A 23,319-nucleotide genomic window follows, 5' to 3' on the forward strand; every position below is an offset into this window, starting at 1 on the left:
CATGCTGCAATATTACGACCCCACACAAGCAGCTGACATTGATCTTGGCACTCCGCCAGTCACTTCGGACACCGAGGTACAGCTGACCATCGATGGCGTCACGGTTACCGTGCCCGCCGGCACTTCGGTGATGCGGGCGGCGGCGCTGATCGAGCACCGTATTCCCAAACTCTGCGCCAGCGATAACCTGGAAGCCTTCGGTTCCTGCCGCCTGTGCATGGTGGCCATCGAGGGCCGGCGAGGCTACCCCGCCGCCTGCACCACGCCAGCGGAAGACGGCATGGCGGTCCTGACCCAGACACCGGAACTGGCCCGCTTGCGCCGTAACGTGATGGAACTGTATATCTCCGACCATCCCCTGGACTGCCTGACCTGCTCCGCCAACGGCAACTGCGAGTTGCAGGACATGGCCGGCGCGGTGGGGTTGCGGGAGGTTCGATACGGCTACGCCGGCGACAACCACCTGGACGCACAAACAGATACGTCCAATCCGTATTTCAGCTTTGATCCCAGCAAGTGCATTGTCTGTTCCCGCTGTGTCCGGGCCTGCGAGGAAGTCCAGGGCACCTTTGCACTGACCATCCAGGGGCGTGGTTTCGATTCCACCGTGGCCGCCAGCCAGGATGATCCCTTTGTCGATTCCGAATGCGTCTCCTGCGGCGCCTGTGTCCAGGCCTGCCCCACTGCGACCCTGATGGAAAACAGCGTCATCGAGATCGGCCAGCCCGATCGCAGTGTAGTGACCACCTGCGCCTACTGCGGTGTAGGTTGCTCGTTCCGGGCCGAGATGAAAGGCAACGAACTGGTGCGCATGGTGCCCCACAAGAATGGCCACGCCAACCACGGCCATTCCTGCGTCAAGGGTCGCTTTGCCTTTGGCTACGCCACCCACCCGGACCGTATTACCACCCCGATGATCCGCGACAGCATCCACGAACCCTGGCGCGCCGTGGACTGGGACGAGGCCATCGGCTTCGCCGCCAGCCGCCTGCGGGATATCCAGGCTCGCCATGGCCGTGACAGCATTGGAGGCATCACCTCCTCCCGTTGTACCAACGAGGAAACCTATCTGGTGCAGAAACTGGTGCGCACGGCCTTCGGCAACAACAACACCGACACCTGCGCCCGGGTCTGCCACTCCCCCACCGGTTATGGCCTGAAAATGACCCTGGGCGAGTCTGCCGGCACCCAAACCTTTGATTCGGTGATGCACGCCGATGTAATCCTGGTGATCGGTGCCAACCCCACCGACGCCCATCCGGTGTTTGCCTCCCAGTTGCGCCGCCGCCTGCGTCAGGGCGCCAGGCTGATCGTCGCCGATCCCCGCTCCATTGATCTGCTGAGAACGGTCCATGCTGACGAGGGGCTTCACCTACCATTGCGACCCGGCACCAATGTGGCACTGATCAATGCCCTGGCCCATGTGGTGGTCACCGAGGGCCTGGAAGATCAGGACTTCATCAAACGACGCTGCGAGCCCGATACCTACGCTGCATGGCGGGCCTTCATCACCGATCCGCGACATGCCCCGGAAGCAACCGAATCAGTCACCGGCGTACCCGCCGAGCAGGTACGGGAAGCAGCGCGACTCTTCGGCAAAGCCGGCAATGCCGCCATCTACTACGGCCTGGGGGTCTCCGAACACAGCCAGGGTTCTACCATGGTCATGGGCATTGCCAACCTGGCCATGGCCACCGGCAACCTTGGCCGGGAAGGCGTCGGCGTGAATCCCCTGCGTGGTCAGAACAACGTCCAGGGCTCCTGTGACATGGGCTCCTTCCCCCACGAGCTGCCAGGCTACCAACACGTTGCAGTGGACGAGCTGCGCGAGCCTTTTGAACAGGCCTGGGGCGTCACCATCGGCCGCGAGGCGGGGCTGCGCATTCCCAACATGCTGGATGCGGCGGTGGATGGCAGTTTCAAGGGGCTGTACGTGCAGGGCGAAGACATCGCCCAGTCCGACCCCAACACCCGTCACGTGGAGCATGCGCTGGAGTCACTGGAATGCCTTATCGTCCAGGATCTGTTCCTCAACGAGACCGCCAAGTTCGCCCATGTCCTGCTGCCGGGCTCCTCCTTCCTGGAGAAGGACGGCACCTTCACCAACGCCGAGCGACGGATCAACCGGGTACGCCAGGTGATACCGCCGCTGGCAGGCAAAGCTGACTGGGAAGTCACCCAGGACCTGTCCAATGCCCTGGGCTACCCCATGAACTACAACCACCCCAGTGAAATCATGGACGAAATCGCCCAACTCACGCCGACGTTCCGGGGTGTCAGTTTCGAGAAAATCGACCGCCTCGGCAGCATTCAATGGCCCTGTAACGAAGACTTCCCGGAAGGCACCCCGATCATGCATGTGGCGGATTTCCCCATCGGTCTCGGGCGCTTCATGCAGACTGACTACGTGCCCACGGACGAGAAATCCAACAGCCGCTTCCCGTTGCTGCTGACCACCGGGCGCATTCTCAGCCAGTACAACGTGGGTGCCCAGACCCGGCGCACCCGGAACAGCTTCTGGCACCAGGAGGACGTACTGGACATTCACCCCCAGGATGCGGAGGACCGGGGCATCGCCGACGGCGACTGGACCGGCATTACGAGCCGCGCCGGTAACACCGTGCTGCGGGCGCGCATCAGTACCCGGGTCCAGCCCGGCGTGGTCTACACTACCTTTCACCATCCAGTCAGTGGCGCCAACGTGATCACCACGGACAATTCCGACTGGGCCACCAACTGCCCGGAATACAAGGTGACGGCCGTTCAGGTCGAGAAGGTGCACCAGCCGTCCAACTGGCAGAAACGTCACCAGGCTGACGACCGGGAACAGCGGGGCTATCTGGCCGGGACTGCACCGGTCCGGGAGCCATGATGGCGGCACCAAAGCGGGATGAATTGGCCGGTAACGGCTACCAGCCGGTAATCATCCGGGCGCGGGAGCGCCAGGACGACCGCTGGGTACAGCGCACACTCCCCGACTCGGTATCCCAGGAATGCCCGGTAGCACTGGTGTACAACGGCATCTCCCATGCGGTGATGATGGCCACCCCCACCGATCTGGAAGACTTCGCCCTGGGCTTCAGCCTGTCCGAACGCATTGTCACTGAACCATCCCAGATATTCGAGACCGAGATTGTCGATCACGGAGAACAGGGCATCGAACTGCAGATGCATATCCACGGCGCCTGCGCCAATGCCCTCAAGCTGGCGCAGCGTAACCTGATCGGCCCTACCGGCTGCGGCCTGTGTGGCAAGGTCACCCTGGAGCAGATCCGCCGGCCGTTACCCACACGACAGTCCAGGCCACTGCCCGGTCCTGAACAGGTGCAGACCGCCCTCACCGGCCTCGACCAGCACCAGCGTCTGCAACAACTGACCGGCACCATGCACGCCGCGTGCTGGTGTGACAGCGAAGGGCGAATCCAGTTGTTACGGGAGGATGTCGGGCGGCACAACGCTCTGGACAAGCTGGTTGGCGCTCTCAGGCGTGCGGGCCATGATCGGTGCGATGGTTTTGCCCTGGTGTCCAGCCGTGGAAGCTATGAAATGGTGGCCAAGGCGGCGGAAGCGGATCTCGGCACCCTGGTGACCGTATCCGGCGTAACCGCCATGGCGATCCGCGACGCCCGGCAGGCCGGGCTCAACCTCATCGGATTTGCCCGCCGAGGCCGTCAAGTAATCTATACCTCGGGAGACAGCGCATGACTAAGGAATCCACCACTCACCTGGTGAAGATGATCAACCAGATTGCCGCCAACTGTCCCTTTCAGGGGGACCCGGCGGCGGTCACCCAGGCAACCACTAACCATATCCACAAGTTCTGGGCCCATTCCATGAAGGAGGATATTGTTGCCTATCTGGAGTCCGGTGGCGAAGGTCTGAGCCCTGCGGCCGTGGAGGCCATCAGGGCTCTGGATGCTGACCTCAGGCCAACCCGGTAACCTGCTCGTTCTCATCCAGCGAAATATCCAGGGCCGCCGGTCGGCGTGGCAGACCAGGCATGGTCATGATGTCGCCACAGACCGCCACCACAAACCCGGCGCCGGCAGACAGGCGCACTTCCCGCACCGGCAGCACATGACCGCTTGGGGCACCCCGTAACGACGGATCCGCCGAGAAGCTGTACTGGGTTTTGGCAATGCACACTGGCAGGTGGCCGAAGCCCAGTTGCTCGTACTCTTCAAGCTGACGCTTCGCCGCCGGTGCGAAATCGACACTGGCCGCATCATAGATCCGGGTAGCGACAGTCTCGATTTTCTCCGTCAGGGGGATGTCGTCTTCGTATAGCAGCTGCACCTCCGGTGTGCCTTCGTCCATCTGGTCCAGTACCGCCTGGGCCAGATCCGTCGCTCCTTCTCCTCCCATCGCCCAATGGGTAGCCGTCACCGCACGTACACCCCATTCGGCACTGATGGACTGGATCAGGGCGAGCTCTTCGTCACTGTCAGTTGGAAAGCGATTGATACAGACCACCGGCACCAACCCGAACCGCCGCAGGTTACGGATATGTCGTTCCAGATTCACCGCGCCGGCTCTCAGCGCTTGCAGATCCGGAGTTGCAAGGTCCTTGCGGGGCACACCACCCTGCATCTTCAGGGCGCGCACGGTGCATACCAGTACTGCTGCGTCCGGACGCAGGCCGGTCTGGCGGCACTTGATGTCAATAAACTTCTCTGCGCCCAGGTCGGCGCCGAAGCCCGCCTCGGTGACCACCACATCATTCAGCGCCAGCGCCGCGCGGGTAGCGGTCACCGAATTGCAGCCATGGGCGATGTTGGCGAACGGGCCGCCATGGATGAACACCGGATTGTGCTCCAGACTCTGCACCAGGTTAGGTAGCAACGCCTCCTTTAACAGCACCGTCAATGCCCCTTCCACGCCCAGGTCCCGCGCCGTGACCGGCGACATATCCGGACGCCGGCCGACAATGATATTGCCCAGACGCTGGCGCAGGTCGGGCAGACCATCCGCCAGGCAGAGTATCGCCATGATTTCCGAAGCCACGGTGATATCGAACCCGGTTTCCCGCGGCGTGCCATGGGCTGCGCCGCCCAGGCCACTCACCATGTAACGCAGGGACCGGTCGGTCAGGTCCATCACCCGCCGCCAATAGACATGGCGAGGGTCCAGGCCAACCTCGTTGCCCCAGTGCATGTGATTGTCCAGGATCGATGCCAGCAGGTTGTGGGCGGTGGTAATGGCATGGAAGTCGCCGTTGAAGTGCAGGTTGATGTCCTCCATGGGGATCACCTGGGCGCGGCCGCCGCCCGCAGCCCCGCCCTTCATCCCGAAGCAGGGTCCCAGGGAGGGTTCCCGCAGGCACACAGAGGAGCGCACGCCCAGACAATTAAGTCCATCGTTCAGCCCCACGCTGGTGGTGGTCTTGCCCTCGCCGGCGGGGGTAGGCGTAATGGCCGTCACCATCACCAGCTTGCCCCGCGCCGCCCGTGAGGAGGTATCCACATGGGCCATGTTCAGCTTGGCCTTATAGTGGCCGAAAGGGATCAGGCTGTCGGCCGGCAGGCCCAGACGCTGCTGGGCAAGGAGCAGGATGGACTGCGGCTGTACGGAGCGGGCAATCTCGATATCGGGGGTGCCCGGCGGCAGCCTCTCCGGGGTCGGGACGGTTTTATTGTACTCACTGTATTGAAGACCCACGTTTCTCTCCCCCTATATTGGCTGAAGCTCTCCCCCTATGTTGGCTGAGGCTCTTCCCCTACATCCGTTACCACGTATCACACACTGTCGGACACGGGGTCAGACAGGCTGCCCCGAGCCTCGTCGGGCTCTTCGTTCTCATCGGTCTCGCCATACTCACGTATCCACCGGGCAGACCGTTGCAGCCCCCCAAACGGAAACAGGTGTATGCCCGCAAGCCGGGTGTCCGGGAAATCCTGTCGGTGACGCGCCAGGGCGTGCACCAGGCCGTCGGGGGTCCAGGACCGCAACAGGCGGGCGCTGCCAGGCTTACGCCACATCGTCCGCGCGGATACCCCCACGCCGCATTGCGCAGCATAAGCAATCAATGTCTTCAGGTTGGTGGGGCCGGCCACCCCCATATAGACCGGCACTTCCGGCAGGATATCTCCCACGGCCTGCAACCAGCCGGTATAGCGCTCTGCCTCGAAGGCGAACTGGGTCACCACCCACAACCGGGTGCCGGTGACTCTCGCGTAATCGCGCTTGAGCGACAGGGCCCGGGCCAGACTGTCCGGCCCGGCGACGGGGTGTCCATCCGGGTGGCCGGCAACTCCGATGTGCAGGAATTGCTGTTGCTCCAACAGGCCGGATTCCAGCAAAGCCAGGGTGTCCGGGAACGGGCCAGCGACCGAATCACTGTCACCGGCAATCAACATCAGGCGGTCAACTCCGATATCTCTTAGCTGCCCCAGCCAGTCACGCAACTGGTCGCGACTTTCGACCAACCGCGCGGGCAGATGGGGCACCGGCAGCATGCCCTCGTCAATCAGCCGCTGACAGGCAGGCAATGTCTCACTGAACTGACCGTGGGGCAGGAAAGGGACGTAAACCCAGGTGCCGACGGGGAACAGCTCCGTCAGGGAGTCTGTTTCCAGAATCTGACGGGGCGTCGCCTCGATCGTCGCAGCGCGGACCAACTCCCGCACCAGCGCAATGGTCCGGGGATCTTCCGCTTTTTCTGTCTGCCGTTGGTATGCCAGCTTCATGTTTCTGTCACCTCATTCAACCGATACCCGTGAATTGTCAATCCGCGAAATCAATCCCCTTGGCCCTGGCACGTTCCCGGGCATTGGGATTGACCGATGGCCGGAAGGGCACTTCCACCACTTCCGCTTCCACCTCGGTTGAGCCGTCTGCTGCGGCATACTCCACGGGTAGGTGCACGGTGAGCCGGGTGCCAATGTCGCGCAGGTCAAACGGTACGTAGGCCAGTGCGATGTTGGTTTCCAGTTCCGGGGAGTACCAGGGCGAAGTGACATAGCCTTCGGGCTCACCGCCATCAGGACCACTGATCAGCCAGAAATCATTGGCGTAGTCAGTCACCTTGCCACCGCCGAAGCGGATACCCACCATGATGTGGCTGAACGGCGGATGACCGGCGTCGAGCTGCTCGCGAACTTTCTCAAGCTTCTGCTTGCCGATGTAGTCCGCGTCCTTGTTGCGCGGTACCTGGTAGGCCAGGTTGCACTGGAACGGCAGGGTTTCCTGGTCTACATCCTGCCCCCAGGAAAGAATGCCTGCGGCAATCCGGCGATGGTGTGCCGGGGCAATCACCCGCAAGTTGTGGGGTTCGCCAGCAGACAGCACGGTATACCAGAGATCCTCGGCGTACTTGGTGGCTTCCTTGAGGTAGATCTCGTAGCCTTTTTCGCCGGTGAAACCGGTCTGGGAAATGATCACGTCGTGGCCGGCAACCTGACCCTCCATCAGCCCGTAGTAAGGAATTTCCTTCACCGCTTCACCGAACAGATCGGCCATGAGTGCTTCGGACTTGGGCCCCTGGATCTGGACGGGCGCCACATCGATTTCCGCGATACTGACGTCGAAACCCATACCGATGTTCACCCCGCGCAGCCAGAACTCCAGGTCGCTGTCGGAGAGGGAGAACCAGAATTCATCCTCGGCCACCCGCAGCAAAACCGGATCGTTCAGGATGCCGCCGTCCTCGTTGCACAGGATGACGTACTTGCCACGCATAGGCTTGATTTTAGTGGCGTCCCGGGTGATGACGTAGTTGACGAACCGCTCCGCATCCGGGCCCTTGACCTGGATCTGGCGCTCGACCGCCACGTTCCACATGGTGACGTCGTGGATCAGGGACTCGTATTCCACCATGGCGCCGCCGTCCTCCGGACGGACATAGCCGCGGGGATGATACATACGGTTGTACACAGTGGCCCGCCAGCAGCCGGCCTCATACGCCAGATGCCAGTACGGGGATTTGCGAACCCGGGTGGAAATCAGCATTTCCACCGGCGTGGGGCCAGACTGGCGCAGGTTGATCGGCACCTTGCGGTCCGACTGGTCGACACTTCCGGGCTGTCGTGCAGCGCCGGCTCGTTGCTGTGGATGATCCAACAAAGCCTTCTCAAAATTAACCGCCATGGCTATCTCCCCTTTTCTCGGGTTTTCGATAGTTTTAATGTGACGGTGTTTGGTGGGCAGAGGATGGACCAATACGACACGTAAACGTCCAAAAACGGCAGGCAAGCCGTGCGGGTTGCGGTAACACCGGGTGCGGATTGGAGCAAGCCCCGTCCGTTACCGCCTGAACCAAACAGGGCTTGACGGCGACGGCCTATTCGGCAGCCAGCGCCGCGATTTGTGCGGCACTCAAGGCACCGCTATAAATCCGGAAGTCGTCTATTTTCCCGTCCAGGAAGGCGTCGTTCCCATACTGGGAATCTCCCAGCCAGTTCTGTGTGGACACGCCCAGGCGGAACGGAGCCAGTACCATATTGTCGTTACGGCCAACCTCGCCGCCATTCAGGTAGAGAATGCCGGTCGTTCCGGACAAGCTCATAGCCACATGTGCCCATTCACCGACAGGGGCAGGGTTCCCACAGATTTTCTGGTCGGCATGGTAGCTGATCCTGGTAATGAAAAAGCACATCTGGTTGTCACGATCGCGGGGCACCAGGGCCATATATCGCTGGGTGCCAAATCCGAAATCGAACAATCTCGCCATGTCGGTTGTCCCGTCGATGTATACCCAACTGGTGATGCTGAAGTCTGCCAGCTCGGAAACGATTCCCTCCTGCAGGCTCACGTAGTCGTCGGCGCCATCCAGGGATATTGCATTACCGAGCTTGCCCGGCACCAGTGCGGGGCCATTGTTGGGCGTGGCGACGACGGTGTCGTCAACGGAGCTGGCAAACCCGCCGTCCTCCGCCGCATCGAATGGGAAATACACCATGAGTTTGGGCCCCACCCGCACGGTAACGGTATTGGAGGCCGCGCTCTCGCCCTCGGAAGAAATCGCGGTTACCTGGTAATAGTAATCCTCGCCTTCCGAGACATCGGTATCGGTGTAGGTCAGGAATTCCTCTGCCCCACGTGTGGCAATCGTGGCATACACCGCATCCGGAGCACTGGCGCGCTTGAGCCGGTAGCTCTCGGCGCCAGCAGCGCCCCACCAGGACAGCTCCACCGTACCGCCGCTCAGATTCCCGGTTAACCCCCTGGGAGCGCCGCCCAGGGCAGCAGGTTCCAGCGTCTCGGTCAGGGTTCCCCACCCCAGCTCATCGCCGCCCCAACTGCTTCTTTCCGGCCGTTGTCGTGCCGCCATTTTTTCCGTCCAGGGCGCTGCCATGCCCAGCCGGTTGACGTAGTGGTTGTAGATCAACTCCCAGGCCGGCCGGCTATGACCACGCTGCTTGTCGGAAACTGTCCATTGAGGAACGTGCATGACACTTCCGCAGTTCGGTCCATAGGGCGTGTAGGGAACTTCCTCAAGCAGGTTGTAGCGGGCGATGTATTCCGACGCGGCAAGCAACCGGTGGTTCCAGTACTCAAAGACATCCTCACCCTGGTTCCAGGCCATTTTGGCGATAGCCCCGTAGAGCGCGACACCCAGGGTGGTGTGCCCCTGATCGCGGCCGCTTTCCTGATATTGCCCCATGTTGCCGGCGTGAAGATGGAACACCAGGTTGTCGAGCGCGCCGTTGCCCTCACCGGTGTACAGGTAGTCCATTGCTTCCTGGTAGATGTCCGGCCGGTCAGCGAAGACGCCAATGGCCTGTATGCCAGCAATATTGGCCAGGTCCCAGTTAGCCCAATAGTTGGAAATACAGGCATCGTTGTGCTCCCGCAGGAAGCGTCGACTCAGGGGGTAGAACACCGTCACCAGCATATCCTGGAACTGCTTGATATCCGCTTCGGCCCAGCCATCATAGGTACGCATGATTTCAGCGACATTGGCAAACTCGTAGCCATACAGGCCAGCGGCCAGATAGCGACCTTGATCACCCGTGATGGTTTTCAGGGTGGATGACCAGGCATTCAGGTAGTCCACGGCCAGGTCGCCGTAGCGATCGTCTCTGGATATCTTCCAGCGCAGCGCCAGGGCATAGGAGAAGCGGATCTCGGCAACGAGGCGGCCGAAATTCTGGCCGTCGCCGCCACGAATCACGGTTTCAAGGGGCGCCGGTGTCTTGCCAAGCTGGGAAATGCCGTCGGTAACCAGATCGTTCCAGGCGCTTGCCCAGGGCTCTTCTTCGTTCTGTACTTTCTCCCGAATACGGGCAAAGTCCGCTTCCGCGTGCAGCAGGCCCGGGTGATTGAATTGCCGGACCTCATTTCCGGCCAAACCGGTTTCGTCCACCTCCGGTTCGGCCTCGGTGGTGCCTGTGCCGGTGTTGCCTACGAGGTCTTCAACGGACGCGTCCTGTCTACATCCGGCAAGGCTTGCTGCCAGGGCTACAACAAACACCATAATCAGAAATACGGAGCGACACCCGATGCTCCGTAAGAACGCCTGCAAATCCTTTATCATCACAATTCACTCACTGTGGCTTATCCCGTGGGATTTGATAATCCAGACCAGTGGTGGGGTTTGCCCAGCCGCTGGAACGAAAAAAGCCGAGTATAGGAGTATGACGAAACGGTTGTTCCTTCTGTGCGACCATCCGCTATGTGCCAACCTGAAATATTGTGATACGCATCTACTTTTGCGATCTTGATGGCCAGCAGTGCCCCTGCCAGGCCAGGCCGATTTCCCTTATCATCAAGCGCTTGGTACGGCTGTAACATTCCTCCAACAAGGCAGATCTTATGGAAGCCCATGACAACTCCCGTCTGGACACCGTCAGCCGCTATGGCTTGATCATACTGGCAGTGGTGCAGGGCTTCGCCCTGTATCTGTTACACCTGTCCATCGACCACGGGGCATGGCCCGCGACCGATCCACGGTGGCTTATGGCCTTTTACGCACTGGCGGGCGGATTGCCGGTGTTCTTCTATCTCGGCCTGGAACGGATGATGGAACGTCGCAATGCATGGGCGGCTGCCACGGTTGGGCCTCTCCTGTTCGGGCTGGGCTGGCATCTGGGGTGGCTCAGGTGGGGAGCTGGCCTGGAATTGCCGGACCGGCCGTACTTTACATTCATCTTCTTCGTCAGCGTCGGGATATCGCTGTTTATACTGGCGTTATACTTCCGCATCTGGTGTATCAACCGCGCGCCCCGTTTCGACTACCGCCAGTTGCTGGAACACTCCTGGCAGCATGCCCTGACTCTGGCCCTGCTCGGACTTTTCCTTGGGACATTCTGGCTGTTGCTGATCCTGTGGGGTGCTCTTTTTGACATCATCGGTATCTCTTTTTTCGAGGAATTGTTTGAGGAACCCATCTTCCTCTACCCCGCCAGCGCGTTTGTCGGTGGCTGGGGGCTGGTGCTGATCCGCGAACGCATCCGACTGGTTGCCACCGTGCAGTCCATGTGCGAAGTATTGATCAAGGCCCTACTGCCCCTGGCCGCACTGATTGGCATACTGTTCCTGGGGGCGTTGCCATTCACTGGCGTGGCCAAGATCTGGGAAACCGGTCATGCCGCCCTGCTGATGATGTCCCTCGCGATCGTGCTGCTGTTCTTCTTCAACTCGGTGCTGAGCGAGAACCCGGAGCATCCACCTTACCCGAGGTGGATGCACGGCCTGGTGATATTCGGCGTGTTCCTGCTCCCTCTCAATTCGCTGTTGGCAGCCTGGGCGCTGGGGTTGCGTATCGAGCAATACGGCCTGACCGTCGACCGCCTCTGGGCGGCTACCATCCAACTGCTGATCGCCGGCTTCACCTTCAGCTATGCCGTGTTGATCCTGATGAAGCGCGCCCGGGCCCTGGGGGCCATCCAGAGCGCCAACAAGGTGCTGGCGTTTGTGGTCGCCGGGGTACTGATCCTGGTGAACACCCCCGCCGCCGACATGCGCGCCTGGGCCGCCGAAAGCCAGGCCAACCGGCTGTTGAATGGTGAGGTCGAGGCGGACGCATTTGACTACAACTACCTGCGCTTCAAGCTGGGCGCTTACGGGGTCAAGGAGTTAAGAAAGCTGCAGGACTCGGAGTTTGCCAAGCAGAATCCGTTGGTCGCCGATCGCATCGACGCCGTGCTTAAGCAGGACAAACGTTGGCAACACAAGCCCGTGGTGGACAGGAACGATCGCCAGGCGGTGGCGGACATGTTCATGGTCATACCCCGGGAAACAGCCATACCGGAACCGCTGCTCGATATACTGACAAACGACAACGAGTACTGCCTGAGCTCCCCCAAACAATGCCAATTGGTCAGGACGCCATCCCGCGACGGTGAAGTCTACTGGTTGCTGTTCACAAACCGGTACGGCTCTTACATATCGGGAACTGCCTACAGTGATGACTCAGGGACCATGAAAGCCATCGGACGCGTATCCAGCCCCGGCTGCCATGAGTCCAACGAAGCCCGGCTCAACGAGAACACGAAACTGGCACCGGTGGAAAGCCCGTTTGTGGCGTTCACTGACGGCCAGTGCTTTTACCTCATTCAACCAGGTATCGACTATTTCAGGGGGTTGACGGGCCAGCCGTAAGCTCCGATCGTAATCCGACAGCGACCGGATCACGTGCTAAACTGGTAGATGTACACATCATGGAACTTTCACTGAGGTGAAGGAGGATACCGCCATGATTAACCAGAAACTTCGGGAATTTCTCGACAGCAATGCAGTGAACTACCGAACGGAGGCCCACGAGCCCACCGTTGACGCTTCGCGAACCGCACAGGCCGCCCATGTACGGGGCCGCGAATTCGCCAAGACAGTGATTGTCAAAGCAGACGGCCGCCTGTTCATGACCGTTCTGCCGTCTACAGACCGCGTACACGTAGACGAGCTGAAACAGGCGCTGGGCGCCAGGGAGCTGGAACTGGCAGATGAGGCTGATATCAATGCCGCCTTCCCCGACTGTGAGGTCGGTGCCATGCCGCCTTTCGGCAACCTGTACAACATGGACGTCTTCGTCAGTGAGCATCTGCGGGAGGACGAGCACATCGTCTTCAACGCCGGTAGCCACAGCGAAGTCATGCGGATGAGCTACCAGGATTACGATCGCCTGGTTCACCCACAAGTGCTTCATTTCTAGGGAGTACAGGGCCGGTGCAGCAACCCGAGCCGGCCCTTATTTCAGCGCCCCCGGGGCTGGGGCGTTGGCTCGCAGGTTCACTCCCTTGTCCCATCCTTTATCCGCCCTGATGTCAGGTTTCTTTACAGGTTTTGCGACGGAATAGCATGACATGTCGCTGGTTCGTGCTCTTAGAAGGGTTGGTCCATTAATTGCTGCATCTTGAAGAATGGAACTCAGCATCACATCGAGAGGGATTACCATGAAAGGGCTCATGCTGCTCGCAGCCCTGTTTCTATCCATGTCAGCCAATGCCACGCTGATTAGCTATTCATACGATAACACTATCGCAAACCCGCAAGGTTCCCACAGCGCGGTTGGGATATTTACAGTAGACGATCAGAATCGCGGCCTGGTCTCGGCCACGTTTGAGAGTGAACCGGCATCCTTCGAGTGGGAAGGATTTGCGCCGCTGCTGCACGACCAACCCGTTTCGGACGAAGGCGGCTTGTTTGAGAACGGCTTTGAGCCATTTGTTTCCGGTGACTTTGAGTTCTTCCTGTTTTTGGACCTCTTCTTCCTGGAAGCCGGCCAGGATATCTTCCACAACCTTGATAAAACAGCGCCTTTTGAGGGAGCCGGTGTCACAGTTCTAAGCACCGGTGAGACCTACTATCTGACCGGAGGCCTTACCAAGCTCCAAACAATAGACATTCCCGAACCCTCAACCCTGGCCTTGCTGGGCCCTGTACTGATTAGCCTAGTGCTTTCAGGGCTTTTAAAGGGTGGTGCTCAACAGGATGAAGGAACAACCCCGGCTTCCAAATGATCAATGATGCTGGGTGGAACGGCGGTTATTATCGGCGCGATTCTCATTGCGATGGTTGCCGTTGTTGGCATCATAAGGGAACCCGTGTTTTGAAGGCCTCGACCACCGCCTCGCACACCTCATCCTGATCCCGCCCGACACCGGAAACCGTGATATCCGCGTGACGGCTATAAAGTTCAAAACGTTCCTCGAACAGCTCTTCCAGCGACTGGTCCGGTCGACGTGAGATACCGCGCAGGCTGAAATCTCCCAAACGCTGGATGACCAGCTCCAGTGGAATATCCAGGAACACCGCCACGCCATTGTTCTTGAGGTGCTTCATCGCCTTCGAACTGTAAACAGCACTGCCCCCCGTGGAAATCACGTGCCTTTCCACATCCAGACTGAGCAACACCTCTTCCTCAACCGCCCGCAACGCCTGGTAGCCCTCGCTATCCACGATGTCCTGTAGCGTGCAACCGGCGTGTTGCTGGATAAGCAGGTCGGTGTCCACGAAACCGAGTCCGAGGCGCTTGGCCAACAGAACACCTACGGTGCTTTTACCGCTACCCGGCATGCCAGTCATGATGATGTTTGCAGTGGGTGATCTGGTATTCATATCTTCTCCTGAAACTTCCACACGGCCCCCGTGTCAATAGCGCTAGAGCTCCCCGAGGCAGCCAGGCAAATGCTCAAATTCCACAGGTCGCACCCGGCGCCAACCTGTAACCTCGTGACCCTGATGCTCATGGCCTGGGCACTGAGTGGCTGTGCCAGCCAGTCAGCGAAGCCGCCGTTAGCACCCCTGACCAGCGAAGCCTGCACCACGGCCTGGCAGGATGTCGAGCGGCAACTGCAACAGGCCGGCATTCAGGATGCCCAGGATAATCCGATTCCCGGCTACCCCTACCTACGGGTTAACAGGACGCTGGCCGATTTTGACCTCGCCGCCCTTACGCCTGAAGAACGCCATGACTGGTTGTATCATGCACTATACAACGGAGATCGGGCGTTGCGTGTCCGACTCGCTCGGTTGAAAAAACGTCATATGCTCGATCCCGGCTGGCTGATGCACTGCGCCAAACAACAGGTAACTGCGCTGGCGTCCGATTCGCACCAGTGGACCGACCTTGTGTCCAAGGTGAAGGTACCCGACGCCTATCTGGACTGGCGCCGCACCATTGGCGCCTATCCTCTGATGCGGCCATTGCTGGCTTACCAGGTCCGTAGACTCCAGGCGTCACAGGAGGCGCAGTTTGGCACGCAGACTGACAATCAAGGGGCCCGACAGTACTCGCCAGAACCACCGGAACCCGATCCGACACTTATCACGTCCGTTCTGAGCCATGAACACTCCCGGGACCGTCTTGGGTTACCGGTGTTTTCAACGGAAGAGTCCGGAAAACTGCTGGAGTACCATGCCCCCCATCTGATCATGGCCAGTGACAAACCCTATGACCGGCCAGGAACGCCCCTGTGGAATGACAGCCAGTGGGTGGTAGAACCGCCCGCCCGGGCGTATACGCTGATCACCCGGGTTCGCTGGCAGAACCGATGGCTGCCACAGCTGGTCTACGTATTCTGGTTCGATGAACGTCCCAAGCCCCACCCGCTGGATATCTACGGCGGTCGGTTGGATGGGCTTATCTGGCGCGTCACGCTGGATGAGAACGGGCAGGTCCTGATGTATGACAGTGTCCACCCATGTGGCTGCTATCACCAATGGTACCCCCTGTCGGATCGCCTCCAGCTCAAGGCCGACGCGGTGGGGGACGAAATCATGACCCTGCTGCCTCTCGAAGCGCCAGACAACCATCAGGCCATGTCCCGCCCCATTGTGTACCTGGCCAGTGGTACCCATTACGTTGCCAATGTGAGTTTTTCGGCTCCACCGGACCCGATAACAGAGTCGACACCCTATGAACTGATTCACTATGACCGGCTCCGGGCGTTACCGGACAATACGGGCATGCACCGCAGTCTGTTCCTGCCCAACGGCCTGATCGCCGGCACAGAACGCCTGGAGCGATTTCTGCTCTGGGGCACCGGTGTACTCTCCCCCGGAGCCATGCGCCAATGGGGCCACCATGCCACCGCATTTATCGGCAAGCGCCATTTCGATGATCCGGATCTGCTCAACCGCTACTTCGAGCCCACTCAAGTAACAGAAAGAACGCCAGGGTCCGAGCAAAGCAAATAGTTACATTCCCTGTGTCCATATCATTTCACGCCTCTACTGCCACTCCTTGCCAGTAACCGACATTTTCTTGATCTGACGCAAGCCCACCCTGTCATGTCCCATCGGGCATGCCGCATGGCCGTTTCTGAACCGAGAAACCCCGTGATGTCCCCATACACTCGACCTTACACATGACAACATCAGCAAGAGGAGACCGGGTTATGGGTCAACAAAAAACACCCCACACCCCCAGCATCAAAAAGACCGAGGTCGTGATCGTCGGGGCCGGCTTCGGCGGCCTGTGCATGGCGATTAAACTCAAGGAAGCCGGCATCCACGATTTTGTGGTGCTGGAAAAAGCCGACGACGTCGGCGGCACCTGGCGCGACAACACTTACCCGGGCTGTGCATGCGATGTGCAGTCGCACCTGTATTCGTATTCCTTCGAGGGCAAGCCGGACTGGAGCAAACGTTATACGCCCTGGTATGAAATTCAGGACTACATCCGGAACACCACCGACAAATACCAGATTCGCCCGCACATCCGCTTCAACCAGGAGGTCATCGCCGCCGAGTTTGACGAGGACCGGGCGCGCTGGACGCTGACCACGGAAACCGGGGACAAGTTCGACTGCCATCACTGGGTGCTGGCTTCCGGCCCTTTGCATGTACCTCAGTATCCGGACATCCCGGGGCTGGACGGCTTCAAGGGCAAGGTCTTTCATTCCGCCCGCTGGGACCATGACTACGATCTGAAGGGTAAAGAAGTGGTGTCCATCGGCACCGGGGGCAGTGCGATCCAGTACTGCCCGGAAATCGCCCCGGAGGTGGAGCACCTGACGGTCATGCAGCGCTCACCTGCCTGGATCATTCCGCGGGACGAACGCAGCTACAACGGCCTTGAAAAGACCGTGTTCAAGCGCGTCCCGGCTCTGAGGAAGCTGCACCGGGCCCGCCTTTACTGGTCCAATGAATCCCGGGTCTGGCCCATCTTCAACCCGGCACTGGCCCGCAGCCTGCAGCACCTCACCAAGCTGTTTATTCGCTTGCAGGTCCGCGACCGGGACACCGCCCGCAAGCTCACCCCGGACTACACCATTGGCTGCAAGCGGGTGCTGATTTCCAACAAGTTCTACCCGATGTTCAACCGCAAAAACGTGTCGCTGGTGACTGAAAGCATCGACCGGATCACCCCGAACGGCATTGTGACCAGCGACGGCGTCGAGCATCCGGCCGACTGCATCATCCTGGGCACCGGTTTCCAGGTGGACCCGCGCCTGTACATGAAAGACTTCACCCTCAAGGGCCGCAAGGGTCACACCCTTGGCAAGGACTGGAAAGACGGAGTGGAGGGCTACATGGGCACCATGGTCAGCGGCTACCCGAATATGTATCAGTTGGTTGGCCCCAATGCCGGTCTGGGACACAACAGCATCATTTTCATGATCGAGGCTCAGGTGGACTACATTCTCAAATGCATGGAAAACGCCCGCCTGCGCTACGCGGACTACCTCGACGTTAAACCGGAGGCCCAGCAACGCTTCAACGAAAACGCCCAGAAGGCACTCGATGGCACGGTCTGGGCCACCGGCTGCACCAGCTGGTACCAGCAGGCCGACGGTAAAAACTTCGCCGTCTAGCCCTATTCCACCTGGAAGTTCTGGCTCTGGACCCGGCGGGTTCACGAGACCGACTTCGAGTTCGGCGTCGGCCGCAAAGTCTTGCCTTCCGAGCGGGTCCGGGAAGTGGCTGAAACCGAATAACCCCGAACCTTCAGGGCCGGCTCTGCTCCTGCGACCGGTCCTCTTTTTCTCTTCATGTATCACCGAACAGACGGAGACATCACCATGCAATCACCCGAAACCAGGAAAACCTCGCTACGCCCTACCCCCGAAAACGTCAGCATCAAGCCCCAGCGCATGGGTTTCACCTTCGACAGTAAGGTTCCCCGCTATTGGCTAGGGGGAAACCGGCTGATGAGCCATACCATGAACACCATGTCGCTGCTTTTCCCCCAGGGCGAAACCTTCTTTGTTGATGCCGTCCGGCACTTCCGTGCATCGGTACAGGATCCGGTCCTGCAGAAGGAAATTTCCGGCTTTATCGGCCAGGAGGCCATGCACTCCCTGGAACACGTGGCCATGAACCAGCACGTCCACGATCAGGGCATGCCGACGGAGGAAATCGAAGCGCACCTGAAAATCCTGCTCGATGCCGTTCGGATACTTCCCATGCGTCACCATCTGGCCATCACCTGCGCCCTGGAGCACCTGACTGCCATGCTCGCCGACCTGCTGCTGGCACGGGATGATATTCGCGAAGATATGCACGAAACCATGCGTCCACTGTGGGTCTGGCACGCCGTGGAGGAGACCGAACACAAGGGCGTGGCGTTCAATGTTTACAAGGCGGTTGACGGCAGCAACTATATCGAGCGAACAGGGTGGTTGGTACTGAGTACAGCCATGCTGGCGGTGTTCACCACCTATGGCACTCTTCGCATGATGGCCCGCGACGGTCGCCCATCACTGACCGACACTCTTCAGGGGCTTTGGCGAATGTGGGGTATCAATGGGGCGTTCTCAAGCCTGACAGGCGAGTGGCTGCGCTATTTCAAGCCTGGGTTTCACCCCTGGGACCATGACAACAGCAAACTTATTGACCAGTTCAAACGCACCGTGCAAGACAGCATCGCCCCTGAATTCCGGAATGGAAATCGGCGCAAAGCCAGGGCTAAAACAGCAACTGCTCACTAACAGCGGGGACTCTGGTCTGGCAGAAGCGTAGCACTGAAAGTGACCCACTGAATCTGTGGGTCACTTCATTCGCGACGTAAGGAGAAGTCGCCCATTCCCCTGCCAATCAGGATCAATGATCCAGATAAAGGTAGTGCTGCCAGCTCAACATCCTGAGAAGGATTTTGCGCATGATCGACACATGATGAACATGATCGGAATAAACTGCCGCCTGGGCACTGACCCCAAGGGGGAGGTCCTCTATCCCGGCACTTTCATCCATTTCCAGGACAACCAACGCCTCATTATCCATCCTCCGGAACGCCTCACCACCAATCAGTTGCTGCCCCGCTGCTAACTGTGCTTCCGCGATAGTAGGCAACACCTCAACCACCTTGGCGGAAAAAACCTCTCCAGGTAAAGAGGTAAAAGTCAGTTCCGCCTCGTAGCCCGACTTAAGGCGCAACAGTGACTGCTGTCGGAAGGCGGCCACAAATCGGCGTTCCTCCTGATTTACAAAGTTAGCCACTGGCCGCAGGGGGAAAGGCACAGCCATCATTCCAGGGCGCACAGCCAGTTGAGTCAGGAAACCATCTCTAGGTGCCCTCAGAACAGTATTTTCGAGATCAAAACGGGCTTCATCGAGCTGTGCCTCAATGGCGGCCACTGCGGGATCCTGACCATCCACCGAGCCCGTCAGTTGCGTTTCCGCCTTTGCCAATGCCGCCCTGGCCGCATCCAGATCCGCATTGCTGGCCGCCACCTTATTACGCTGGGTGTCGATCTGCTGTTGACTGAAAGCGGAGGCCGCCCCTTCGTAGCGACGCAAAGTACGTAACGCCTGGTCCCTTTTTGCAGTCGCCTGAACCACTCTGGCCCGGGCCTCGGAGACACTGGCCACATTAGAGGCCGCCACCTGGCCCATGTCCGCTAATTGGGCTTCCAGTTGGGCAACCCGGGCCTGATATCGGGTGTTATCCAGCACTATCATGGGCTCCCCCTGTTTCAGGGGGGTATTAGCCGGCGCCGGGATGTCCATCACTCTGGCCTTAACTTCCGGCACGATGGGCGTCACAACATAAACCTGCCTCACCTTATGGGTGAACGGGTGGTTATAATTCATTAACAGCACCAGTGTGCCGACAAGGACCACACCGCCCAGAATGGCCGTAGGAACAGTCCATTTATTGAGGGGGATTCGGAACACCTTGAATATGAAAATACAGATAGCGGCATAGGTAAGAAGCAGTAGGGCATCCATCAGTTATTCCCTCCCAGCTTCTGCTCCAGAGTTTCCAACCGCCTTGCCTGCTGCTCCAGCTTGTCGTTCAGATCCGTCAACAAGGCTTCATCCTCGCGTTGCTGTTTCTCTAACTGTTGAAACCCCCAGCCACGATCAGGCCGGTAAATAGTTGCCCAGATCCACAGGAACGGCCATATCGCATGCAGGGTAAACAAGCTAACCCAGCCTGCCACGTGAATAGCATCCTGATGGGGGTGATTACGTTTTTTAGCAATTTCGTAGGGAATATCATGGATGGCAATAACGCCATAAAACAGAACCAAAACCACGAAAATCAATAACACCAGAGCGACGTAACTGAGCATCAGCGACTCCTCATTTTACGAATAGCAGGTATCTGACATGCGATTGAGTTTGTCCTGGCAATAACGGTCAGCCCCCAAATACCCTATAGGTCCCGAACGCAGCCAGATGGAGCGACTCTCCCAGTAACACCGGCACCCCCAATAAACCTTAGCAGAAACAATAAAGCATATTCAGGAAGTGCCTGAAACTCACTGCCCATGGGTAGATAGTTGCCCACAGAATCTGTGGATAACTGTGTTAGCAACACAAGGATAGGTGCCCCAAAGCGCTTTGGAACGGGCGTTTCAGAAATATGACCGTAAATTGACCGCTTAATACTTCCCGCCCCCTAACTACGCTCTGGAGCCCCCTGAGCTTTTCGGTAGAGCCAGGCCAATCCCAATAATGCAAGCCCCAATCCCATAAAGGCAGCCACCCGCCACAAGCCTTGCAGACCGGCCATATCGATCAGGAAGATCTTGGCAATGACCAGCCCCAGCAAGGCCATACCGGCTTTGTACAGCACTGTATTATTACGCCCGGTGGCGTAGATGATTGCAGCGATGGCATACAGCATGCCCACAACGGAGTATGTATAAAGTTCGCCCTCGGTGATCCCGAACGATAGCCGCATATCACTGCCCTGCCAGAGTTGCCGGATTTCCAGGGCTGTGAATAACAGAAAGCTGCCAGCGGCCACGCAAAGCGACCAGAACCTGGGGACAAGTTCCGGGAACCGGCTGGCAACCACTGCCAGCAGCACCGGCCCACCGTAGGCAGGCAGCAGGATATTGAAGATCGCTGTATCGCCGATGGCACTGCCGCCCCACCAGGGATTGTGCACAGTGACCAGCGAGAGATAGCTCAGGCTGGCAAGGGCTAGCAGAATCCATGAGAACAGCCGGTAGAGCCAGGCCAGGGATTCACTGGCTTTCGCGCGAACGATATAAGTCAGGCTGAGCGCGCCCCAGAGCAGCGTGTTGATCGTCGCTTCGGTGAAGCTGTACTCATGGGCAAAGATGTCGCCGTCGTAGAGCCAGTAACGCATTTCCGAGCCCAGGAACAACACCAGAAGGTGTAATGTCGCCCCTTCCAGCCAGGGGCGGATGCTGTGATTCCGGTTCGCAATCCAGGTGGCCACCGCCGCGCACAGTGTTGCGCCGCCGTAGGTCCACAGTGACCAATGCAAACTGGCATCGTAACTTTGCAGCCACGGATTGAAGGTCAGCCGCGCGACCACCAGGGCCAGCGCTATCTTGAGCAGCAGGTACAGCTCAGGCATGTCATAGCGGCGCGCCAGCCAGGTGAGACTGATGAACTGAACGGACAGGGCCAGCGTGAGTGAGGCTTCACGGAAGACCATCACCGCCGCCAGCGAGTAACTGACATGGGCCGCCAGGATGGCCCAGACCACCCCGCTGCGATAGCGCTCACGGCTTTCCATCAGCCAGGCGAGAACGCCGTACAAACCGCCGAGCAACAGCGTGAACACCGCCCAAAGGGAGGAAGTGCCGTAACCATGCAGCAGCAACCAGCCCAGGATCAGCCACACCAGCGGTGAGAGCATCGTGAGCGACGCCCACCGGCGACGGTCAGGATCACGCACCCAGTGCCACAGGCCGAGCCCCAGGGTCAGTATCGCTGCGGCAATCAGGTAGGCGAGGAAACCACCCTGATGCTCCACGGGCATCTGCACCAGGTACACACGGTCTGCCACCTCACGAACCATATAAGCCAGCCAACCGGCAGCGCTGGCCAGCACTGCCGCCCAGGGCAGATACCAGTACACCCCGCGACTCTGGGGCGCCAGTGCCGCAGCCGGCAGAATCAGCAGCCAACTCCACAACAGCGGATTGTCAGCGGCCTGATCAGCGATCGACAATCCCCAGATCGCCAGCAATGCGAGAAGGGCTTCCCACAGGCGTGGCGCCCCCGCCTTCTGGTGTCCCGGCATGACAGCAAAGATCACGAACAGCCCTGCAAGATACCAGGCAGTCGGCACTCCCACTGGCGCAGCGGACAACGTGACCAGCCACCACAACAACGCACCGGCCAGCGTGGAGTACCACAGCCAGTCCCGATAAACGTAGCGCATTAACATCAGCGAACTGAGGGTGATCAGGAAGCTGTACGACAGCACAAAGGCCAGACTGCCATCCTCACCGCCAATCAGCAGAGGCACAAGATAGGCACCGCTCAACCCCATGATGGCCAGCAACGGGCCATGAACCAGAGCAAGCGCCATGGTGCCGAGGGAGACCACCGCAAGCCCTACCAACCCAATCAATGGGCTGATCAACTCATAGTGGTGAACGCCGGCAAGCAACGCGGCATACAGGGTAATGCTGCCGCCCCCTGCCAACGCTGCAAATACCTGATCCGCGCCCCGGTTGCGGCGACGCAGAAACTCCGCGCCCGCATGCAGGGCAAGACCAGTGAACAGGGCGAGCAGCAGTTGTTGTACCGGGCCGATCAGCCCGGCATTGATGGAATGGCTGACCATGAAGATCCCGGCCAGACCCACACTCAGGCCACCAAGCCAGACCATCCAGTTTTCTTTCAGGGCAGCGGTAATGCGGGAAACACGGTCTGGTTCCGGTCGTTCACTGCGCACCACCGGCTGCGCAGGCTCGATCCAATCACTTGACGCGGAATCGGTGGCTGCTGCGACATCTTGCGGTGGCGAAGCCTGTTCAACGGGTGCAGGTTCTGCAGATTCATCATGTTGCGAGGCCGACGCGTCATACTCACGAGCCATCTGGCGCTTCAGATGGGCAACTTCCTCTCGTAAACCCGACACCTCCCGCCCCAGGGATTCAATGCGGGCAGATTGCGAACTACGTTGTCGAAAGGCCAGAAACCCAAGAACTGAGCCGACAGGAACAAGCAAAACAATGCCGGCAACCAGAATGATGAATAATGCTTCCATGCCCCGTTCCC

The 23,319-nt window shown here is 59.4% G+C and carries 17 protein-coding genes; 9 read left to right on the plus strand and 8 right to left on the minus strand.

The features are described 5' to 3' along the window. Window position 1: 1 nt before the first annotated feature. Genes fdhF through ACQUWM_RS11525 form a run of 3 tightly spaced genes read left to right on the plus strand, consistent with a single transcriptional unit; the run spans window position 2 to window position 3,941 of the window. Window positions 2-2,872: a formate dehydrogenase subunit alpha gene (fdhF, locus tag ACQUWM_RS11515; RefSeq protein ID WP_428922237.1), complete on the plus strand. Its 2,871-nt coding sequence runs from the start codon at window positions 2-4 to the stop codon at window positions 2,870-2,872. After that, entirely contained in the window at window positions 2,872-3,705 is an 834-nt protein-coding gene (gene fdhD / locus ACQUWM_RS11520; RefSeq protein ID WP_428922238.1) for a formate dehydrogenase accessory sulfurtransferase FdhD, read from the plus strand. The genes fdhF and fdhD overlap by 1 nt, the downstream gene beginning before the upstream one ends. Beyond that, entirely contained in the window at window positions 3,702-3,941 is a 240-nt protein-coding gene (locus ACQUWM_RS11525) for a formate dehydrogenase subunit delta (RefSeq protein WP_428922239.1), read from the plus strand. The genes fdhD and ACQUWM_RS11525 overlap by 4 nt, the downstream gene beginning before the upstream one ends. Here the strand turns inward: ACQUWM_RS11525 and ACQUWM_RS11530 are convergent. The 4 genes from ACQUWM_RS11530 to ACQUWM_RS11545 form a co-directional block, all read right to left on the minus strand. Further along, on the minus strand, window positions 3,925-5,658 hold the full coding sequence (locus ACQUWM_RS11530) for a formate--tetrahydrofolate ligase (protein ID WP_428922240.1): 1,734 nt from the start codon (window positions 5,656-5,658) through the stop codon (window positions 3,925-3,927). The two genes, ACQUWM_RS11525 and ACQUWM_RS11530, sit on opposite strands and share 17 nt — an antisense overlap. Before the next feature lie 77 nt (window positions 5,659-5,735). Continuing rightward, the gene (locus ACQUWM_RS11535; RefSeq protein ID WP_406999434.1) at window positions 5,736-6,686 is read right to left on the minus strand and encodes a methylenetetrahydrofolate reductase; all 951 of its coding nucleotides are present in this window, start codon (window positions 6,684-6,686) and stop codon (window positions 5,736-5,738) included. A 37-nt stretch (window positions 6,687-6,723) separates the two neighbouring features. Continuing rightward, a complete protein-coding gene (locus ACQUWM_RS11540; protein WP_428922241.1) occupies window positions 6,724-8,085 on the minus strand; it encodes a glycine cleavage T C-terminal barrel domain-containing protein in 1,362 nt (453 codons plus the stop codon). A 193-nt stretch (window positions 8,086-8,278) separates the two neighbouring features. Then, window positions 8,279-10,474, minus strand: a complete 2,196-nt coding sequence (locus ACQUWM_RS11545; protein ID WP_428922264.1) for a LamG-like jellyroll fold domain-containing protein — start codon at window positions 10,472-10,474, stop codon at window positions 8,279-8,281. A 278-nt stretch (window positions 10,475-10,752) separates the two neighbouring features. Between ACQUWM_RS11545 and ACQUWM_RS11550 the strand changes: the two genes are divergently transcribed. From ACQUWM_RS11550 to ACQUWM_RS11560, 3 genes are all read left to right on the plus strand, one after another. Continuing rightward, window positions 10,753-12,540, plus strand: coding sequence for a DUF4153 domain-containing protein (locus ACQUWM_RS11550; RefSeq protein WP_428922242.1), 1,788 nt, complete (start codon window positions 10,753-10,755; stop codon window positions 12,538-12,540). A gap of 94 nt (window positions 12,541-12,634) precedes the next feature. Beyond that, the gene (locus ACQUWM_RS11555; RefSeq protein ID WP_406999442.1) at window positions 12,635-13,090 is read left to right on the plus strand and encodes an aminoacyl-tRNA deacylase; all 456 of its coding nucleotides are present in this window, start codon (window positions 12,635-12,637) and stop codon (window positions 13,088-13,090) included. Window positions 13,091-13,298: 208 nt separating this feature from the next. After that, a complete protein-coding gene (locus ACQUWM_RS11560) occupies window positions 13,299-13,898 on the plus strand; it encodes a hypothetical protein (RefSeq protein ID WP_406999444.1) in 600 nt (199 codons plus the stop codon). A gap of 70 nt (window positions 13,899-13,968) precedes the next feature. On the opposite strand, the gene ACQUWM_RS11565 is transcribed toward ACQUWM_RS11560, so the two are convergent. Beyond that, window positions 13,969-14,496: a shikimate kinase gene (locus ACQUWM_RS11565; protein WP_406999446.1), complete on the minus strand. Its 528-nt coding sequence runs from the start codon at window positions 14,494-14,496 to the stop codon at window positions 13,969-13,971. Window positions 14,497-14,565: 69 nt separating this feature from the next. Here ACQUWM_RS11565 and ACQUWM_RS11570 point away from each other — a divergent pair, with 69 nt between their 5' ends. The 3 genes from ACQUWM_RS11570 (at window position 14,566) to ACQUWM_RS11580 (ending at window position 18,812) form a co-directional block, all read left to right on the plus strand. Then, window positions 14,566-16,077: a hypothetical protein gene (locus ACQUWM_RS11570; protein WP_428922243.1), complete on the plus strand. Its 1,512-nt coding sequence runs from the start codon at window positions 14,566-14,568 to the stop codon at window positions 16,075-16,077. A gap of 200 nt (window positions 16,078-16,277) precedes the next feature. Next, entirely contained in the window at window positions 16,278-17,696 is a 1,419-nt protein-coding gene (locus ACQUWM_RS11575) for a flavin-containing monooxygenase (protein ID WP_428922244.1), read from the plus strand. A 207-nt stretch (window positions 17,697-17,903) separates the two neighbouring features. Further along, complete coding sequence (locus ACQUWM_RS11580; RefSeq protein ID WP_428922245.1) at window positions 17,904-18,812, plus strand: metal-dependent hydrolase; 909 nt, start codon at window positions 17,904-17,906, stop codon at window positions 18,810-18,812. Between the two features lie 112 nt (window positions 18,813-18,924). On the opposite strand, the gene ACQUWM_RS11585 is transcribed toward ACQUWM_RS11580, so the two are convergent. The 3 genes from ACQUWM_RS11585 to ACQUWM_RS11595 all read right to left on the minus strand — a co-directional run bounded on the left by ACQUWM_RS11585 (window position 18,925) and on the right by ACQUWM_RS11595 (window position 23,308). Beyond that, window positions 18,925-20,052 carry an HlyD family secretion protein gene (locus tag ACQUWM_RS11585; RefSeq protein ID WP_428922246.1) on the minus strand — a complete coding sequence of 376 codons (1,128 nt, stop codon included), beginning with the start codon at window positions 20,050-20,052 and terminating at the stop codon, window positions 18,925-18,927. Then, window positions 20,052-20,399, minus strand: coding sequence for a DUF3302 domain-containing protein (locus ACQUWM_RS11590; RefSeq protein WP_428922247.1), 348 nt, complete (start codon window positions 20,397-20,399; stop codon window positions 20,052-20,054). The genes ACQUWM_RS11585 and ACQUWM_RS11590 overlap by 1 nt, the downstream gene beginning before the upstream one ends. A gap of 329 nt (window positions 20,400-20,728) precedes the next feature. Beyond that, the gene (locus ACQUWM_RS11595) at window positions 20,729-23,308 is read right to left on the minus strand and encodes a DUF2339 domain-containing protein (RefSeq protein ID WP_428922248.1); all 2,580 of its coding nucleotides are present in this window, start codon (window positions 23,306-23,308) and stop codon (window positions 20,729-20,731) included. Window positions 23,309-23,319 lie beyond the last annotated feature (11 nt).

The organism is Marinobacter sp. DUT-3 (assembly GCF_050379435.1).
Taxonomy (GTDB): domain Bacteria; phylum Pseudomonadota; class Gammaproteobacteria; order Pseudomonadales; family Oleiphilaceae; genus Marinobacter.

Coding starts and splice junctions, on each gene's coding strand:
- fdhF (WP_428922237.1), top strand. CDS start 2: ATGCTGCAATATTACGACCCCACACAAGCAGCTGACATTGATCTTGGC.
- ACQUWM_RS11535 (WP_406999434.1), bottom strand. CDS start 6,686: ATGAAGCTGGCATACCAACGGCAGACAGAAAAAGCGGAAGATCCCCGG.
- ACQUWM_RS11575 (WP_428922244.1), top strand. CDS start 16,278: ATGGGTCAACAAAAAACACCCCACACCCCCAGCATCAAAAAGACCGAG.
- ACQUWM_RS11570 (WP_428922243.1), top strand. CDS start 14,566: ATGCTCAAATTCCACAGGTCGCACCCGGCGCCAACCTGTAACCTCGTG.
- ACQUWM_RS11555 (WP_406999442.1), top strand. CDS start 12,635: ATGATTAACCAGAAACTTCGGGAATTTCTCGACAGCAATGCAGTGAAC.
- ACQUWM_RS11525 (WP_428922239.1), top strand. CDS start 3,702: ATGACTAAGGAATCCACCACTCACCTGGTGAAGATGATCAACCAGATT.
- ACQUWM_RS11545 (WP_428922264.1), bottom strand. CDS start 10,474: ATGATAAAGGATTTGCAGGCGTTCTTACGGAGCATCGGGTGTCGCTCC.
- ACQUWM_RS11595 (WP_428922248.1), bottom strand. CDS start 23,308: ATGGAAGCATTATTCATCATTCTGGTTGCCGGCATTGTTTTGCTTGTT.
- ACQUWM_RS11550 (WP_428922242.1), top strand. CDS start 10,753: ATGGAAGCCCATGACAACTCCCGTCTGGACACCGTCAGCCGCTATGGC.
- fdhD (WP_428922238.1), top strand. CDS start 2,872: ATGGCGGCACCAAAGCGGGATGAATTGGCCGGTAACGGCTACCAGCCG.
- ACQUWM_RS11585 (WP_428922246.1), bottom strand. CDS start 20,052: ATGGATGCCCTACTGCTTCTTACCTATGCCGCTATCTGTATTTTCATA.
- ACQUWM_RS11580 (WP_428922245.1), top strand. CDS start 17,904: ATGCAATCACCCGAAACCAGGAAAACCTCGCTACGCCCTACCCCCGAA.
- ACQUWM_RS11540 (WP_428922241.1), bottom strand. CDS start 8,085: ATGGCGGTTAATTTTGAGAAGGCTTTGTTGGATCATCCACAGCAACGA.
- ACQUWM_RS11565 (WP_406999446.1), bottom strand. CDS start 14,496: ATGAATACCAGATCACCCACTGCAAACATCATCATGACTGGCATGCCG.
- ACQUWM_RS11590 (WP_428922247.1), bottom strand. CDS start 20,399: ATGCTCAGTTACGTCGCTCTGGTGTTATTGATTTTCGTGGTTTTGGTT.
- ACQUWM_RS11560 (WP_406999444.1), top strand. CDS start 13,299: ATGGAACTCAGCATCACATCGAGAGGGATTACCATGAAAGGGCTCATG.